A 15,502-nucleotide genomic window follows, 5' to 3' on the forward strand; every position below is an offset into this window, starting at 1 on the left:
TCAGGCACTTAGTTGAAAATATGTTTTGTAGATTAAAGCAATTTAGAGGAATAGCTACTCGATATGACAAGCTCAAAAGAAATTATCAAAGTTCTGTTGCCTTAGCCTGTATATTTTTATGGCTACCTTTATAGGTTTAATTATGAACAGTAAATGTCAACAGACCCTAATCATTTGAGATATTTACTTAAGAAAACTGTGCCTTCCTATCCCATCGAATAAAAATTTACTCTGCCGCCTCATTGGTTACACGCAAAACTTCTTCAATCGTGGTTTTCCCAGCCAGCACTTTACGTAAACCATCATCGCGAATTGAACCAGATTGCTGACGTGCATAGGTTTCCAGCTCATATTCAGCCGCATTACCATGAATCAGACGGCGCATATGCTCATCAACCGGTACAATTTCATAAATGGCGGTACGTCCACTAAAGCCGGTATTACCACACCGTTCACAACCGTGCGGTTGAGGTAATCTTAAATCCTGTGGATGCTCAATATGTTCAAACAGATTCTGTTCAAATGCATCTGCATCTTTCCAGGTTGCACAATGTGGGCATAAAGTCCGTACCAGACGCTGAGCAACTACCCCAATTAAGGAGCTCGATAGCAAGAATGGTTCAATTCCCATGTCTTTCAGACGTGTCACTGCACCAATCGCAGTATTGGTATGCAACGTTGATAATACTAGGTGACCTGTCAGTGAGGCTTGAACTGCAATTTCTGCGGTTTCCAGATCACGAATCTCACCGACCATCACCACATCCGGATCCTGACGCAACATGGCTTTTAAAGCACGAGCAAAGGTCATGTCGACTTTGGTATTTACCTGAGTCTGACCAATCCCTTCTAACTGATATTCCACCGGATCTTCAGCCGTCAGGATATTTTTGGAACCATCATTTAGATCAGAAAGTGCTGCATATAAGGTAGTGGTCTTACCCGAACCGGTAGGTCCAGTCACCAGAATAATGCCATGAGGGCGATGCACTAGGGCCTTGAGTCGATCATAATCATTATTCATCAAGCCAAGATGGGTCATATTTAGACGGCCGGCCTGCTTGTCCAGCAAACGCATCACCACCCGCTCGCCATAAGAGGATGGCAAAGTCGAAACACGCACATCGACTTCACGACCTGCCAGACGTAAGGAAATACGGCCATCCTGAGGAATCCGTTTTTCTGCAATATCCAGCTTGGCCATGACCTTGATCCGTGATACCAGTAATGGTGCCAGTTCACGACGTGGCTGCACAATTTCACGCAATTGCCCATCGACACGCAAACGTACGGAAAGTCGTTTTTCAAAAGATTCCACATGAATATCTGAAGCTCCAACCCGGATTGCTTCAGACAACAAGGCATTGATCAGACGGACAATAGGCGCATCATCCTCCTGATCCATCAGATCTTCGGCTTCAGGGACCGAATCAGCAAGGCTTAATAAATCCGGGTGATCTTCCAGACCAGCCGCGACCTGCTGTGACTCACCGCTATCGCCGGCAAAACTGGAACTGAGTAACTGATTGAATTCTTGTTCTGTACAATGTTGATACTGGGCCGGATGACCCAGCAAACGGCGTGCTTCCTGTAATGCAAGCATAGATGTATTGTCACGACGGACAATAAAAGCCTGATCTCCCTCATAACGCAATAGCACACCATGACGTTTCGCAAAGCTATACGGGATTTGTAATTGTTTCAGTACTTGCATCGCAGATTATAATAATGATGAAAAAATTTAAATTGAGTGTACTCTAAGCATATGACAGCGTGAAGTATGTTTTCAAAGATTTAGCAAGAAAGGATGCCAACATTGCCCCTAGATCAAGAGGAATTAAACCTGCAGTCTCCCAGAATTCAATGGTGGGGAGAGCAAAGTTTTGAAATTAACGAGTCCAAGGCCTGGCAATTTGGCTCTCTGCTGTTTCGTTTGACCCGAGGCTTGCAGGAATGGCGACTAGAATATTATCGTCCGAGGGTTCAGTACGATTATGAACAGCAATGGCATCAGATCAGTGACCCACTATTTGCATTCCCGACCCCGGTGAAAATTGAACGCTATATGTTCAAATCTACCCAAAGCAAGTTACAGCTTATGCCTCGTCTGGCGAATCGCTCCGTAGTAATTAAACCGGTTGATCCGATTTATATTCCGGCTGGACAACGTGGAACCCTCTATATCAGCACCCCGCTATGGATTGCCGGTTTTGTCGAAGGTCAACGTGAACCGATTTTTGATCTTCCAGTGATTTTACCGAAAGATACCTGGTTTGGACCCAATCATCGTTCCGGTGAAATTTGCTATGCTACCGCAGTCGATGGCCGGACTGAATTGCAACAATTACGTCCTCGTGCATTCCGTGCTGTGACTCCAATTGAGTTTCATAATACCAGTCAGCAGCAACTGCGTTTCGATCGTATGAATGTTCCAGTACCTGCATTGCCTCTCTTTTATAGTGCCAGCACTGAACGTCTGTGGACCTCGCAGATTAAGGTTTTGCATGAAGGTCTGGATCGCCCACCCCGGATCCGGGTGGAAAACCGTACCCCGCCCAATGCGGGTGAAGTGGATTATTTACACCCACCCCGTGATCCAGCGGGAAATTTATTTAATATGTTTGATTCATTTTTCTAAGAGCGTGTGATGCCAAATTCGAATATTCCAACCGAAGTCACCAACAGTCTCAAGGGAGTATTTACCAATATTAATACCGATCGCCTGACTGAAATCGTCGTCGCGGTTGTGCTGTGTTTTATTGGTTTCCTGATCGCACGTTTTTTTTCGAATGCTTTTATCCGTACTATTGGTATACGCTTTAATGCGCATCAGCAAATGGTCTGGCGCCGCGGGATTTTCTACTTTATTTTCCTGCTGTTTGTGATGGCGAGTTTGAAGGAAGCCGGATTTAAACTCAGTGTCTTTCTCGGTGCAGCAGGTATTTTAACCGTCGCACTGGGTTTCGCATCCCAAACCTCTGCATCCAACCTGATCAGCGGTATCTTCCTGATTGGTGAAGGATCTTTTGAAGTGGGTGATACCATTCAGATTACACTGATTCGTGGACATACCGTTGAAGGTGAAGTGATTTCGATTGATCTGCTCTCGGTTAAACTACTTACCCAAGACAATATTTATGTACGCTTGCCAAACGAACAACTGATTCGGGCTCCGGTACACAACTTGTCCAAGTTTCCAATCCGGCGTATTCCGATTACCTTGGCTATTAATTTCCATGAAGACATCATCAAGGTGCGTGAAGTACTGCTTGATGTTGCCAATAAATATCCGCTGGTTCTGGCCGATCCAAAGCCTGCAGTCACAGTCACCGCCTTCCGTGAATCTTCGATTGAACTTTTGTTTGCGATTTGGTGTCAGCAAGAAAATTATCTGAAAGTCCGTGATGAAATGCAGGAACGGATTCGAAATGGCTTTCTCGATAACCAGATTGAAATTCCGGTACCGAAAATGGGCTTTGTTGATCATCCACTGGCTCGCCCACTGGAAAATGAAGACGTTGATCAATATGCCAATGAAAAGGAGCTGAAGAGAGAGCCGGATTTAAAATAACTTTTTCTAAATGCCTCCTCACCTCCCTTTACTAAGGGAGGAACTGTCATAAAAAGCCTGTCTTTCTTTTACATATCGCTTAAAGCAGTGCTTTAAGCTCGTTCAGGGTTTGGGGAGATTAAATTAACGCTCAAATCGAGTAATTTAGATTCAAACCCTTTTCTCCCCATCCGGCATTGGTGCTATATACGCAATCAGTAGCATGACCCCACCGGCCAGCAAGAATGAAATCACACGCGTCAGTGTACCGGTATGAGACAGGTCGAATAACACCAGCTTCAAGCTGACGATCACCAGAATACTGCCTCCTAAAATCCACATCGGTTTAAGCCTTTTTAGCGTAGCCGTCCACATAGTCGCCCAGGCCAGCAATACCCAAAGAATCGTCAGGCTTAACTGTACTGTGGCATTACTCCACAATTCCAAGCTATTGAATGGTGTTTGCAGATAGATATGTAAGGCCCGTAATACAATATAGCTCGACAGCCATAACAGGCTTAGTACCATCAGTACCGACATCATCCCACGATCGTGTCCTGCCCGAATCTGCTGCAACAGCATCCACAGGAAACTGGCAAGCATGGCCAGACTAATCAGGTCAAATGGATTGAATAGAGGTAACCAGTAATATTGGAAAGCTTGCTGGTTAAACAGTTGTGAGCATATTAACCAAGTCCCCATTAATACTAAACAGTTTTTACTTTGCCAGAGTAAGCGCCACTCTGAATTTTCTTTTTGTCGGTAACACCAGAACCAGAACACCAGAGGAAGAATTACCATACTCAGATAAGGCATACCTGGAAGCAGGCATACACTGGTCAAAGCCAAACTGGCAAATACCCCAAAGCTCATCCACTCTTTGGATAAATCAATTCCTTTCACCGGTCTTAACCATAAAGCAGCCAGCAATAATGATGAAAGTGCAAAGATTCCACGCTCCAAAGCACTTGGCCAGACCAGAATCCCATTTTCGCTATAATCAACAGCCAGCAAAATCGCAATGATCACCAATGGCGTAAGACCGCTCCATTTTGGCAATAACCAGCACCATTCCTGATGCTTGCGCTGTATGATTTCACTTAGAACCGTATAACCCAGTCCAAGACTGAATAAACTATAAATATAAGCCTGTTCATGAGCAAACTCATCTTCAAGCAAGGCAAACAACATCAGGGTCGAAGCAAAACTGAGAGTGCTCAGAAAACTGATACTTAAGCTATTAAGCTGCTGGCGATATTTGGCTTTAAGCTGACTCAGGAAGACGACGGCGACATAACAGAAGCTGAGAATCCAGAAAATTTTCCGCGGTGTGGGATTAAGCTCAATCAGATAGTAAACACTACTGAAGCCTGCCATGATCAGCAGTCCCATACTCAGATAATGCGCAACCCGAATATTCTTTTCCAATGCCCAGAGATAAATCAGTGCTCCTTCAACCGCCCAACCCACTACGCTCCACTGCTCTGTCAATAAAATGGGTGGAACCAAAGCCAGAAAGATCAGCATCAAGCTGAGATAACTTTGGGAAATGACCTGAATACTTTCTCTACGACGCACTAAAGTCCAACAGATTGCAAATATCCCGGCAAATAACAGACTAAGCCCGGCTTGCCAAAGCTTCTGATCAGGCTGATTGAAATGAATCAGATACAGGAAAATATATGCGGTAATCGGTGCAGCAAAAATCAGGACAAGATCCAGAATCGGTTTTAAACGAAAACGCGAAAGATCCTGCCGGGCCAGTAACTGGCTAAAACGAAAGCCCAGCCAGATGAATACCGCACTATGTGCCAGAATCAGAGCGGTCATGGTATAACGCTCGTATGTATGACCATGAATCAGGCTATACATCCCACCTACTATGACTGTGACCAGAAAGGCAATCTGGTTCAGGATTTTCCAAGGCCGCAAACTGCTGAGTAACAGCACGCCGATATTAATCAGCAGATAATAACTGATGAACTCAACCGCAGAAGCATCTCGGGTCGGCAAGGTAAACGGCGCCAGATAGGCAATGAATAAAGCCATAACTGCCAGCTCAATACTTTCCTGTTTCAAGCTTAAGTACATCGTAATTGCTAAAATGACCAAGAACACCAGAGCTGCCAGTGGCAACGTGGCAATCACCAGATTGTAGTAGGCAAAGAACAAGGTCAGAAATAGTGCCCCTAATCCCAAGCCTTCCAGTGCCAGACCAAAACTTCGATTTTTAGCGATCAGGGTATAACCCAATCCGGTCACAACAACAGCAGATAAAGCGACCAGTCCTAATTTTACCGCCAAGCTCAGCTGCCAGTGCTCTGTCGCAAAACGAAGTAATAAAATAATCCCAATGACCAGAATCGCGATCGCAGCTTTAAGGACCGGATTTCCTCGAAAAATCCACTGCTGGATCTGATCCAGCAATTGTGGTTGATCTGAACTAGCTTGAGCAGCAATGGGTAAAGGAATATCTGGTTGAGTGATTTCTGGATGTATCTGATCTGCTGACCGGTAACGAGATTGCAACTGGACAATGTTACGTTCCAAACGTTGTAACCAGCGTAATAGAAAGAAAATCCAGGCGGTAATGCCGATCCCCATCAGCCAGTTAAGCTCAGTCACGCCTCCGACAATGGCGATAATAGAAGAAATATACAGCGGTATTTTAGAATTGGCTGGCACAATCACCTGCGTCGGTGCAGCCAGATCCCGCACGGGCGCTTCAATGGCACTGATATATTGCATCACGCTGATCAGGAAACCCAGACCAGTGAGATAAGTCACGATCTGCAATTCCAGATACCATGCACTTATCCCCACAATTACCAGACTAATCAGCCAGATCATACGCAATTCATTTTGCCCTGCCGTCATTCTTCTCGTTCTCGTTCCTTAACCATGTCATCATACAACAGCTTGTACTGCTTATTTCATCTTCACCCGATATTCGCTAAGCTGTAGAAACCGACTTGCCCCTGCGAGTGCAGTAAAAATCACGTACAATAAAACTGTTTTTTGAATAAGGAATTGATTACATGCCACCATTTGTCTTGGTCGATGGCTCTTACTTTTTATTTCGTGCCTTTCATGCACTACCACCATTAACCACGTCAACCGGTCTGCACACCAATGCAATTCGTGGTGCGATTTCTGCTATTCAAAAACTGATGCGCCGTACCCAGCCAACACATATGGCGGTGATTTTCGACACGCCTGAACCGACTTTCCGTCACGAGCTATCACCTATTTATAAAGGTGACCGTCCGAGCATGCCGGAAGAACTGTCACAGCAAATTCCATACTTACATGCCTTGATTCGTGCTTTGGGCATTCCCCTGCATATGCTGCCAGGTGCGGAAGCGGATGACATTATTGGTACACTGGCTAAACGTGCTGAAGCTTTAGGTCATCAGGTACTGATTTCAACCGGTGATAAAGACATGGCACAACTGGTGACTGATAAAGTGACCTTGGAAGACAGCTTTAAAGAAAAACCGATGGATGTTGATGGGGTTTTTGAAAAGTTTGGTGTATGGCCAAACCAGATTATTGACTATCTGACCCTGATGGGCGATGCCTCAGACGGTATTATGGGTGTGCCTGGGATTGGAGCGAAAACTGCAGCCAAATTACTCAATGAATATGGCTCGATTGGTGGCATTCTGGAAAATGTCGACAAGATCAAAGGTAAAGTGGGTCAGAATATTAAAGACAATACCGATGGCATTGCACTGGATCATCAGTTGGCCAGCATCATTTGCGATCTGGATTTAAGCTTCACTTATGATGACCTGAAACTTCAGGATCCAAATGTAGAAGCTTTACGTAATCTGTATACTGAACTGGAATTCCGTAACCAGCTGCAATCACTGGATCATCCAAATAATCCCAATAACCGTAATTATAAACAGGCTACCCAATCGATTACTGCCAAAGCAGCACCTGAACCTCAGGAAGCCGATGACCAGCAGGCAACACTAAGCAGTGATAACGATCAGCTCGGAGAGGCGACTTATCATACCGTCTTGACTCAGGAAGATTGGAGTAAGCTGTTTGAACGTTTAAATACTGAAAAACGCTTTGCTTTTGACACCGAAACCACCAGTCTAGATTATCGTATTGCACAGATTGTTGGTTTTTCGGTGGCTTTTGATGCACAGGATGCCTATTACATACCGCTAGCACATGATTATGAAGGTGCGCCAGAACAGCTCAATCGTGAAGAAATTCTGGCTCAGATCAAACCGATTTTAGAAGATGAAGCGATTCAGAAAATTGGTCATCACCTGAAATATGATGCGCATGTTCTGGAAAATCACGGCATTCATCTGGCGGGTTGGTATTTTGATACCATGCTGGCTTCTTATGTGCTGAACTCAGTTGCCACCCGTCATGGCATGGATGATGTAGCCCGTCTGTACTTAAGCCACTTAACCACCACTTATGAACAGGTGGCGGGCAAAGGTGCCAAACAAAAAACTTTCAATAAAATCGAGATCGAAACCGCAGCACACTATGCCGCAGAAGATGCACATGTGACCTATCGCCTGTTTGAAGTGCTTAGCAAAAAGCTTCAAACTTATCCTGAACTGGTCAATATTCTGCACAATATCGAAATGCCGGTAGCGCGTGTGCTGACCAGCATGGAAGAAAATGGCATCCGACTGGATCTGGCTTTCTTGGATCAACTCGGTTGTGAATTTGCTCAAACCATGCAGAATCTGGAAAATCAGATCATGGAAATAGCAGGTGAAGCGTTTAATGTCAGCTCCCCTAAGCAGGTCGGTGAAGTTCTGTTTGACAAACTAGGCCTGAAAGGTGGCAAAAAGACCTCTACCGGTCAGTACAGCACCAGTGAAAGTGTACTGGAAAAACTGGAACACCCGATTGCTGAACTGATTCTGGAATATCGGGGTCTGTCCAAACTGAAAAGCACCTATACCGATGGCCTATGCAAACAAGCCAATAATGAGACCCATCGTGTGCATACCAGTTATCATCAGGCACTCACAGCCACTGGCCGTTTATCGTCTACTGATCCAAACCTGCAAAACATTCCAATTCGTGCAGAAATCGGACGTCAGATTCGTAAGGCCTTTATTGCGCCCGAAGGTCGTGTCTTACTCGCAGCCGATTATTCACAGATTGAATTGCGTCTGATGGCACATTTATCTCAGGATGATGCGCTAGTAGATGCCTTTAACCATGGACAGGATGTGCATCGCCGTACCGCAGCTGAAGTTCTGGGTATCCCGCTTGAAGAAGTGACCAATGATCAGCGTCGTCAGGCCAAAGCCGTGAACTTCGGTCTGCTCTATGGCATGTCTGAATTTGGCCTGACTCGTCAGTTAGGTTTCACTCGTCAGGAATCACAGGAATATATCAAACAGTATTTCCGCCGCTATCCGGGAATTTATGAATATATGCAGCGTACCCGTCAGGTGGCATTGGAACAAGGCTTCGTTGAAACTATTCTAGGTCGCCGTTTATACACACCTGATATCGATGCCCGTAACATGATGGTCCGCAAAGCCGCTGAACGTGCGGCGATTAATGCACCATTACAAGGTTCAGCTGCAGACATTATCAAAATGGCGATGATTGAGGTTGATAAAATGCTACCTAAAGATCAGGCCAAAATGCTGCTACAAGTGCACGATGAATTGGTATTTGAAGTCGATGAAGCGATTGCAGATGAACTGGCTCCTCAACTGGCCGAAGTGATGCAATCTGTGATTGAAATCTCTGTGCCTTTGGTCGTGGAAGTCGGTAAAGGCATGAACTGGGATGAAGCGCATTAATACTAAAGCTCCTTCCTCCTTTTAGGAGGAAGGTTGGGATAGAGGTTATTTAAATTTATAGACCTCACCCTAACCCTCTCCTACAAGAAGAGGGAATTTTCTTGAAATAAAAAAGGACGCCTAAGCGTCCTTTTTCTTTAGGGTCTGATTAAAGACCGGTTAGCAACACAATTGCCACCTGATTCATAATCATTTCAATTACGATCAGTGCCAAAATTGCCAGAATTGGAGACAGATCGATCATTCCCATATTCGGCATGATACGACGGAACGGTGCCAATAATGGTTCTGCAAGTTCCTGAACTACCTCAATATAAGGTGAACGGGATTGCGTAAACATCACCACCCAGCTCAAAATAATCGTTGCAAAAATCAGGTAACGACAGAAACGGATCAAATCCTGCATCATGGTAACAAAGGTCAAAATAAGCAAATGGATTGGACCATTTGGCATTCCCCCAGACAAATACATGATGCCAAAAATTTTCAGCAAATACAGCACGACCAAAAGTGCCAGTGCAGCAGTATTCACCCGGCCTTTACCTGCAGTTGGGAAAATACGCCCAAACACATCTACAATTTTAGTCGCTTTGACAGTAGATAGAACGACAGGATTATAAGGACTCACCGCGGCTAATTGCATTAAAAAGCGGAAGAATACGAGCAAAATCGCGACGTTAATGATAATGCCAAAAATTAGCGCAGAATTTGCACCCATACTTGAACGTTCCTAAAAATTAAACTGATAGATTATTTGCTATTGTCACTGAGCTCTTGGGCCAGTTCCTGACTACGTTTTTGCGCAGCAGCAAGCGCTGCCTGAATATTCTGAGAAATCTGCGCGCGATCAAACACTTCCAATGCCGCCTGAGTTGTACCATTCGGAGATGTTACATTCTTACGTAGCTCTGCCGGTGTATTCGAACTGGTGATCGCCATTTGCGCTGCCCCCAAAGCAGTTTGCAATGTCAATGCAGTAGCTACTTTTTCATCCAGACCTAAATTCTTGCCTGCACGAATCATGCTTTCCATCATATAGAAGAAGTAAGCAGGTCCTGAACCAGAGACTGCAGTTACGGCATCAATCTGAGCTTCTGAGTTTACCCAAATTGTCAGACCGGTAGAAGCCAAAACCTGACTCGCCAGCTCACGGTCATCATTACCAACTTCTGCATTGGCAAATAAACCATGTGCACCAGTCTGTACCAATGCGGGTGTATTCGGCATCACACGGACAATACGATCAGTACCCAATAGCGCAGATAGTGTTGCAATCTCGGCACCCGCAACAATTGAAATCACCAGCTTGCCATCAAGTAAACCTTGAAGTGGTTTTAACACACCAGCTAAAACCTGTGGTTTGACTGCAAACAGGACGATATCCGCATCTTTAATAGCAGCAATATTATCATCGGTGACATTGACTTCTTTTTCTGCAAGAAGTGAGCGTACTTTCTCAACCGGATCAGAAACTGTAATACGCGTTGCTGGCAACCCCTGCGAAATCAGCCCGCCAATCAAGGCTTGAGCCATATTACCGCCACCAATAAAACTAATATTACAATTTAAAGCTGCACTCATGTTTAATGCTCGTCGTTGAATTCTAAAGTTGAAGAAACCGAAATGGGTAGCCATCCCCCTGCTTCACAATATGCAGATTGAGCTAACCAAAATCCTTTAGGTGTAAACACGCCTAGCATAACATTATCTGTGCTTAATATTTGAATAGTATGCCGAGTCCAGGGAAATATTTGCGCTTCCTGAATGGCTTTTTTGAGCGGCCAGTGTCCCACCCGTCCATAGAGATGGATTTTTTCACCCCCCTTCCGTTGCCGTAAATATAAGGGTTGACCTAACAAAGTGGGAGATAATCCTATCTCAGCCCTTTGAATCCCGAATTGACCAGAAGGAAGATGAATCTGATCTTTATTTTGTAAAATGATCTGCTGTTCAGCTACAGTCGATTGTTGATCAGCCAGATAAATTTCAGCTTTTAGGCGATGCAACTGCTGCTGATAACGCACATAGTAATAACCCGACCAATGCAGCGCTGCCTGAGCATCCTGTTTCGCTCCAATTACTTCAGTCTGTACACGCTCAACCATGTCCAGAGAAGGACGATATTGTCCTTCGCCTTTCATCCAGACCGAGAGTAACTGGCGCTGCCGTGCTTTAGATAAACTTGAGAATGAAGGTAGATCGAGAATTTTGGCATTGCCACAGAGTTTCAGATCCTGCGCCAATACTTCTTGCAGAATGTTTTGCGCATCCTGCATCAGTTCACTAGTACGTGCCAAGGCAGATTGCATTTTCGGATAACGATCACTTAATACCGGCCACAGCACCTGACGCGCCCAAGCCCGATCATAATGAGTATCCTGATTGGTCGGATCTTCAATATTCTGAATGTTTAAATCTGCTGCCCATTGGCAAATCTGCTCACGGGAAATATCCAGTAGTGGCCGCCAAATGGTTAAATCTTGCCGGATATCGATGGCTTTCATGGCAGCCAGACCATCAATCCCCGCCCCAGAAAGTAAGCGCAATATTAAAGTTTCTGCCTGATCTTGCTGATGGTGAGCTAAGACTAGAACTTCATTGGGCTGTAAATGGTTTAAATAAGCCTGATAACGAGATTGGCGAGCCTGTGATTCCAGATTGCCGCTGGCAACATGGACGGGCTGAATGATGCAAGGAATATTTAGTTGCTGACACTGATGCTGGACAAAAGTGCCCCATTCATTGCTGATACTTTGCAATTGATGATCAATATAAATTGCGCGGATTTTTTTCGGGTACAAAAAAAACATCAGATGCAGCAACAGCATAGAATCTACGCCGCCACTGCATCCGATTAGAAATTTTGTTTCTGCAGGAAATTCCTGCAGTTGCTTTAAGATGCCAGACCTAAATTGTCGCTGCCAAACTTCATTAAACGTTGGTAACGTGCTTCGCATCGTGCTTGTGGTTCCATTGCTTGCAGTTCATTTAAAGCTTCTTTCAGGACTGCTTTCAGTTGGTACATGACCTCGTCCGGATCCAGATGTGCGCCTTCACCTTCATCAACGACGTATTCAACAATGCCCATCTTCTGTAATTTTTCAGCAGTCAATGCCAAAGCTTCACTGGCCTGTTCTGCTTTTTCTGCGGTTTTCCACAGAATAGATGCACAACCTTCTGGTGAAATCACTGAATAAATACTGTGAGAGAGCATCACTACACGATCCGCAACACCAATGCCGAGTGCGCCACCTGAACCACCTTCACCCAAAACTGTAGCAATTACAGGTACTTTCAGATTAGAAAGTTGTGCCAAACTTGACGCAATCGCTTCAGCCTGACCACGCTCTTCCGCACCCACACCTGGGTATGCACCCATGGTATCAATAAAGGTGAAGACTGGCAGATTAAAACGTTCCGCCATATCCAGCAGACGCTGAGCTTTACGGTAACCTTCCGGGTTACTCATGCCAAAATTATGCTGTAATTTTTCACGGGTACTACGACCACGGTGCTGACCCACGATCATCACTGGTTGTCCATCGAAACGTGCCAGACCACCGATCATTGCGCCATCATCACCATAGAGACGGTCGCCATGCAAAGCATCAAATTCAGTGAATATTTCACCTACGTAGTCCAGAAATTGTGGACGTTCCGGATGACGAGCAATCTGTACTGTCGTCCATGCTTTTGATGGGGTAGCTTTATTTTTCATAGGTCAACCGTTTTCATCCCTATAAAGGTATTAATTAACAAATTGTTCAGATTGAACCGAGAGCTCGATCTCCCAATTTTTAAACTGCACCTGTTCATCATGCAGTTCAGCAATCAGCAATGGCCATTGTTTGGCATCACCAGAAATGCTGAGCTGCCATTGTTGCGCATTCTTGACCTTGAGTTCAATGGCAGGAAGCATCTCATCACTACGACTGTGATTGACCAAAACCGCCAGACGCAACAGCAAACACAGCTGTAAAAGTTTAGTTCCACCGACTTTCATCACATCATGCTTGGCATCAGCGCGCAATTTACGGCGATGGTGTGCGACCAAATGTGACAAATAATTCTGATCTACCTGCGAAAAACCGGCAATGTCAGAATGTTGCAATAAGTAGGCACCGTGGCGGTGATAACCACTATGACTGATCGCTAAACCAATTTCATGCAAATAAGCGGCGCGACGGAGTAAATCACTGTCTTCACTATACAGGCCGAGATCACCAGCCACATCATCAAACAGTTTTTGCGCAGTCTGCACTACACGTTCGGCCTGTTTGGCATCGGCATTATAACGACCAATTAAGGCATGAACAGAACGATCACGGATATCTTCATGCTTGAAACGACCCAAGAGGTCATACATCACGCCTTCACGCAATGCGCCATCTGAATAGACCAGATGTGGGATATTCAGTACATCAAATACTGCATATAAAATGGCAATTCCTGCAGGTAAAACTGCACGACGGTCATCTTTCAGACCTTCAAACTCCATGTCCGAAACATGCTTATATTTGAATAATTTATCTTTAAGTTTTTCCAGACCTTCACGGGTGAGCTGTTCTTTATCATTGCTCCAGCCCATATTGACACAGATCTGACGACAGGCTTTGATCGTACCACTCGAACCAACGACTGCATCCCAACCGGCAGATTTATAAGTATTGGCAATGCCTGAAATTTCTTTACGTGCCGCAGTCACTGCCTTATCAAATGCTTTATGGGTGATTTCACCATCAGCAAAGAATTTCTTGGTAAAAGTCACACATCCCATCTGCACAGATTCGGTATGAATGGGTTCGAATTTTTCCCCAATAATCAGTTCAGTCGAACCCCCACCGATATCTACCACCAGACGACGGCCAGTATTGGCCATGGTATGTGACACACCGAGATAAATTAGACGCGCTTCTTCGCGACCAGCAATAATTTCAATCGGTTTTGGTAAAATTTCAGCTGCTTTCTGAATAAATTCATGACCATTTTTGGCCTGACGCAAAGCATTCGTTGCCACAATCCGTAAACGGTTCGGTTGTACCGATCCCAAGCGTCCGACAAAACGGGCCAGACAAGCCAAACCGCGCTGCTGTGCGGCTTCAGTCAAATTTTTATTTTCATCCAGTCCCGCAGCAAGTTGAACCTTTTCTGACATTGATGCGACTTTTTTCACTTCGCCATGATCCACCCGGGCAATCGCCAAATGAAAACTGTTTGATCCCATATCGATGGCTGCGAGTAATTCTTCATCAATCAAAAAATCAGACATTCTAGAAATAAACCTTTTAAGAATTGTGCTTAGAGTAATTCACAACCATGCAATTTAAAAGCCATTTGTCAGGACAATTTCGCGTAATTATTTTTTTCATTTATAGGACAATTGTATGAGGCGATGGTGACTATCGTGATCATCCATTAGACAAAACAACATTAAAGCTTGAAAATTTACAGATTCCCCTACATTGTTAAAGATGGCTATGTAATACTAATAATTATAGTTATCTTTATAAAATTAATTCTGGAGCACTCCATGTCTGGCAACATCGTAAACACTACTGACGCAAACTTCGAAGCAGACGTTCTTCAATCAGACGTTCCTGTACTGGTTGATTTCTGGGCTGGCTGGTGTGCGCCATGTAAAGCTATTGCCCCTGTACTTGAAGTATTGGCTGATGAATATCAAGGCAAAGTGAAAATTGTCAAAGTTGACGTAACATCTTGCGAACAAACTGCTGTGAATTTCAATATCCGCAACATTCCAGCTTTATTGATGTTTAAAAATGGTGAAGTCGTAGCGACTCAAGTCGGTGCAGCACCAAAATCTAAATTGACTGCATTTATTGATCAAAACATCTAAGCATAAAATGCTATAGTAAAAATACGCGACCAAAGGTTGCGTATTTTTTTCGTCTATAAATTGACAAAAACCTATTTCTCTCTTATATTTCAACTTCAAGAGATAAAGGATGCTAAATCCTGTCAGTTTCTTACAAGACACATTACATAACATGCCGCTCGGCAATAGAAATTGTTTTCACATTTCTCTTTGAAACAATCAAACAGACCTCTGAATTGTTCTTGTGCAAATTCAATTGCTTTCGTTTGAATGCTTATATGCGGCCGAATGTTACTCCCTTTCTAACCTATA

11 protein-coding genes and 1 pseudogene are annotated in these 15,502 nt (G+C 44.4%); 5 read left to right on the forward strand and 7 right to left on the reverse strand.

Going from position 1 to position 15,502, the window contains the following annotated elements; genetic code table 11:
* Positions 1-134 (forward strand): annotated as a pseudogene (locus FTU19_RS07990) (IS5/IS1182 family transposase); the annotation flags it as partial.
* 92 nt (positions 135-226) lie between these two features.
* Here the strand turns inward: FTU19_RS07990 and gspE are convergent.
* Positions 227-1,714, reverse strand: coding sequence for a type II secretion system ATPase GspE (gene gspE, locus FTU19_RS07995; protein ID WP_180130659.1), 1,488 nt, complete (start codon positions 1,712-1,714; stop codon positions 227-229).
* Positions 1,715-1,807: 93 nt separating this feature from the next.
* Between gspE and FTU19_RS08000 the strand changes: the two genes are divergently transcribed.
* Together FTU19_RS08000 and FTU19_RS08005 are read left to right on the forward strand one after the other, a co-directional pair.
* The gene (locus FTU19_RS08000) at positions 1,808-2,638 is read left to right on the forward strand and encodes a hypothetical protein (protein ID WP_180130663.1); all 831 of its coding nucleotides are present in this window, start codon (positions 1,808-1,810) and stop codon (positions 2,636-2,638) included.
* Positions 2,639-2,647: 9 nt separating this feature from the next.
* Complete coding sequence (locus FTU19_RS08005; protein ID WP_004783545.1) at positions 2,648-3,571, forward strand: mechanosensitive ion channel family protein; 924 nt, start codon at positions 2,648-2,650, stop codon at positions 3,569-3,571.
* A 150-nt stretch (positions 3,572-3,721) separates the two neighbouring features.
* Here FTU19_RS08005 and FTU19_RS08010 read toward each other — a convergent pair whose 3' ends face one another.
* Positions 3,722-6,427: a DUF2339 domain-containing protein gene (locus FTU19_RS08010; protein ID WP_180130666.1), complete on the reverse strand. Its 2,706-nt coding sequence runs from the start codon at positions 6,425-6,427 to the stop codon at positions 3,722-3,724.
* A 161-nt stretch (positions 6,428-6,588) separates the two neighbouring features.
* Here FTU19_RS08010 and polA point away from each other — a divergent pair, with 161 nt between their 5' ends.
* Positions 6,589-9,354 carry a DNA polymerase I gene (gene polA / locus FTU19_RS08015; RefSeq protein ID WP_180130668.1) on the forward strand — a complete coding sequence of 922 codons (2,766 nt, stop codon included), beginning with the start codon at positions 6,589-6,591 and terminating at the stop codon, positions 9,352-9,354.
* 148 nt (positions 9,355-9,502) lie between these two features.
* On the opposite strand, the gene FTU19_RS08020 is transcribed toward polA, so the two are convergent.
* Genes FTU19_RS08020 through ppx form a run of 5 tightly spaced genes read right to left on the reverse strand, consistent with a single transcriptional unit; the run spans position 9,503 to position 14,623 of the window.
* Positions 9,503-10,072 carry a YggT family protein gene (locus FTU19_RS08020; protein ID WP_004783550.1) on the reverse strand — a complete coding sequence of 190 codons (570 nt, stop codon included), beginning with the start codon at positions 10,070-10,072 and terminating at the stop codon, positions 9,503-9,505.
* A gap of 32 nt (positions 10,073-10,104) precedes the next feature.
* The gene (proC, locus tag FTU19_RS08025; protein WP_004783553.1) at positions 10,105-10,935 is read right to left on the reverse strand and encodes a pyrroline-5-carboxylate reductase; all 831 of its coding nucleotides are present in this window, start codon (positions 10,933-10,935) and stop codon (positions 10,105-10,107) included.
* Positions 10,936-10,937: 2 nt separating this feature from the next.
* Complete coding sequence (tilS, locus tag FTU19_RS08030; RefSeq protein WP_180130671.1) at positions 10,938-12,311, reverse strand: tRNA lysidine(34) synthetase TilS; 1,374 nt, start codon at positions 12,309-12,311, stop codon at positions 10,938-10,940.
* Positions 12,248-13,072, reverse strand: coding sequence for an acetyl-CoA carboxylase carboxyltransferase subunit alpha (locus FTU19_RS08035; RefSeq protein ID WP_004783557.1), 825 nt, complete (start codon positions 13,070-13,072; stop codon positions 12,248-12,250). Before FTU19_RS08035 ends, tilS begins: the two co-directional genes overlap by 64 nt.
* Positions 13,073-13,102: 30 nt before the next feature.
* Positions 13,103-14,623: an exopolyphosphatase gene (ppx, locus tag FTU19_RS08040; protein ID WP_180130673.1), complete on the reverse strand. Its 1,521-nt coding sequence runs from the start codon at positions 14,621-14,623 to the stop codon at positions 13,103-13,105.
* 261 nt (positions 14,624-14,884) lie between these two features.
* Here ppx and trxA point away from each other — a divergent pair, with 261 nt between their 5' ends.
* Positions 14,885-15,211, forward strand: coding sequence for a thioredoxin (gene trxA, locus FTU19_RS08045; RefSeq protein WP_005233946.1), 327 nt, complete (start codon positions 14,885-14,887; stop codon positions 15,209-15,211).
* The last annotated feature ends 291 nt before the right edge of the window (positions 15,212-15,502 follow it).

It is taken from the genome of Acinetobacter sp. YH12072 (assembly GCF_013419565.1).
Classification (GTDB): domain Bacteria; phylum Pseudomonadota; class Gammaproteobacteria; order Pseudomonadales; family Moraxellaceae; genus Acinetobacter.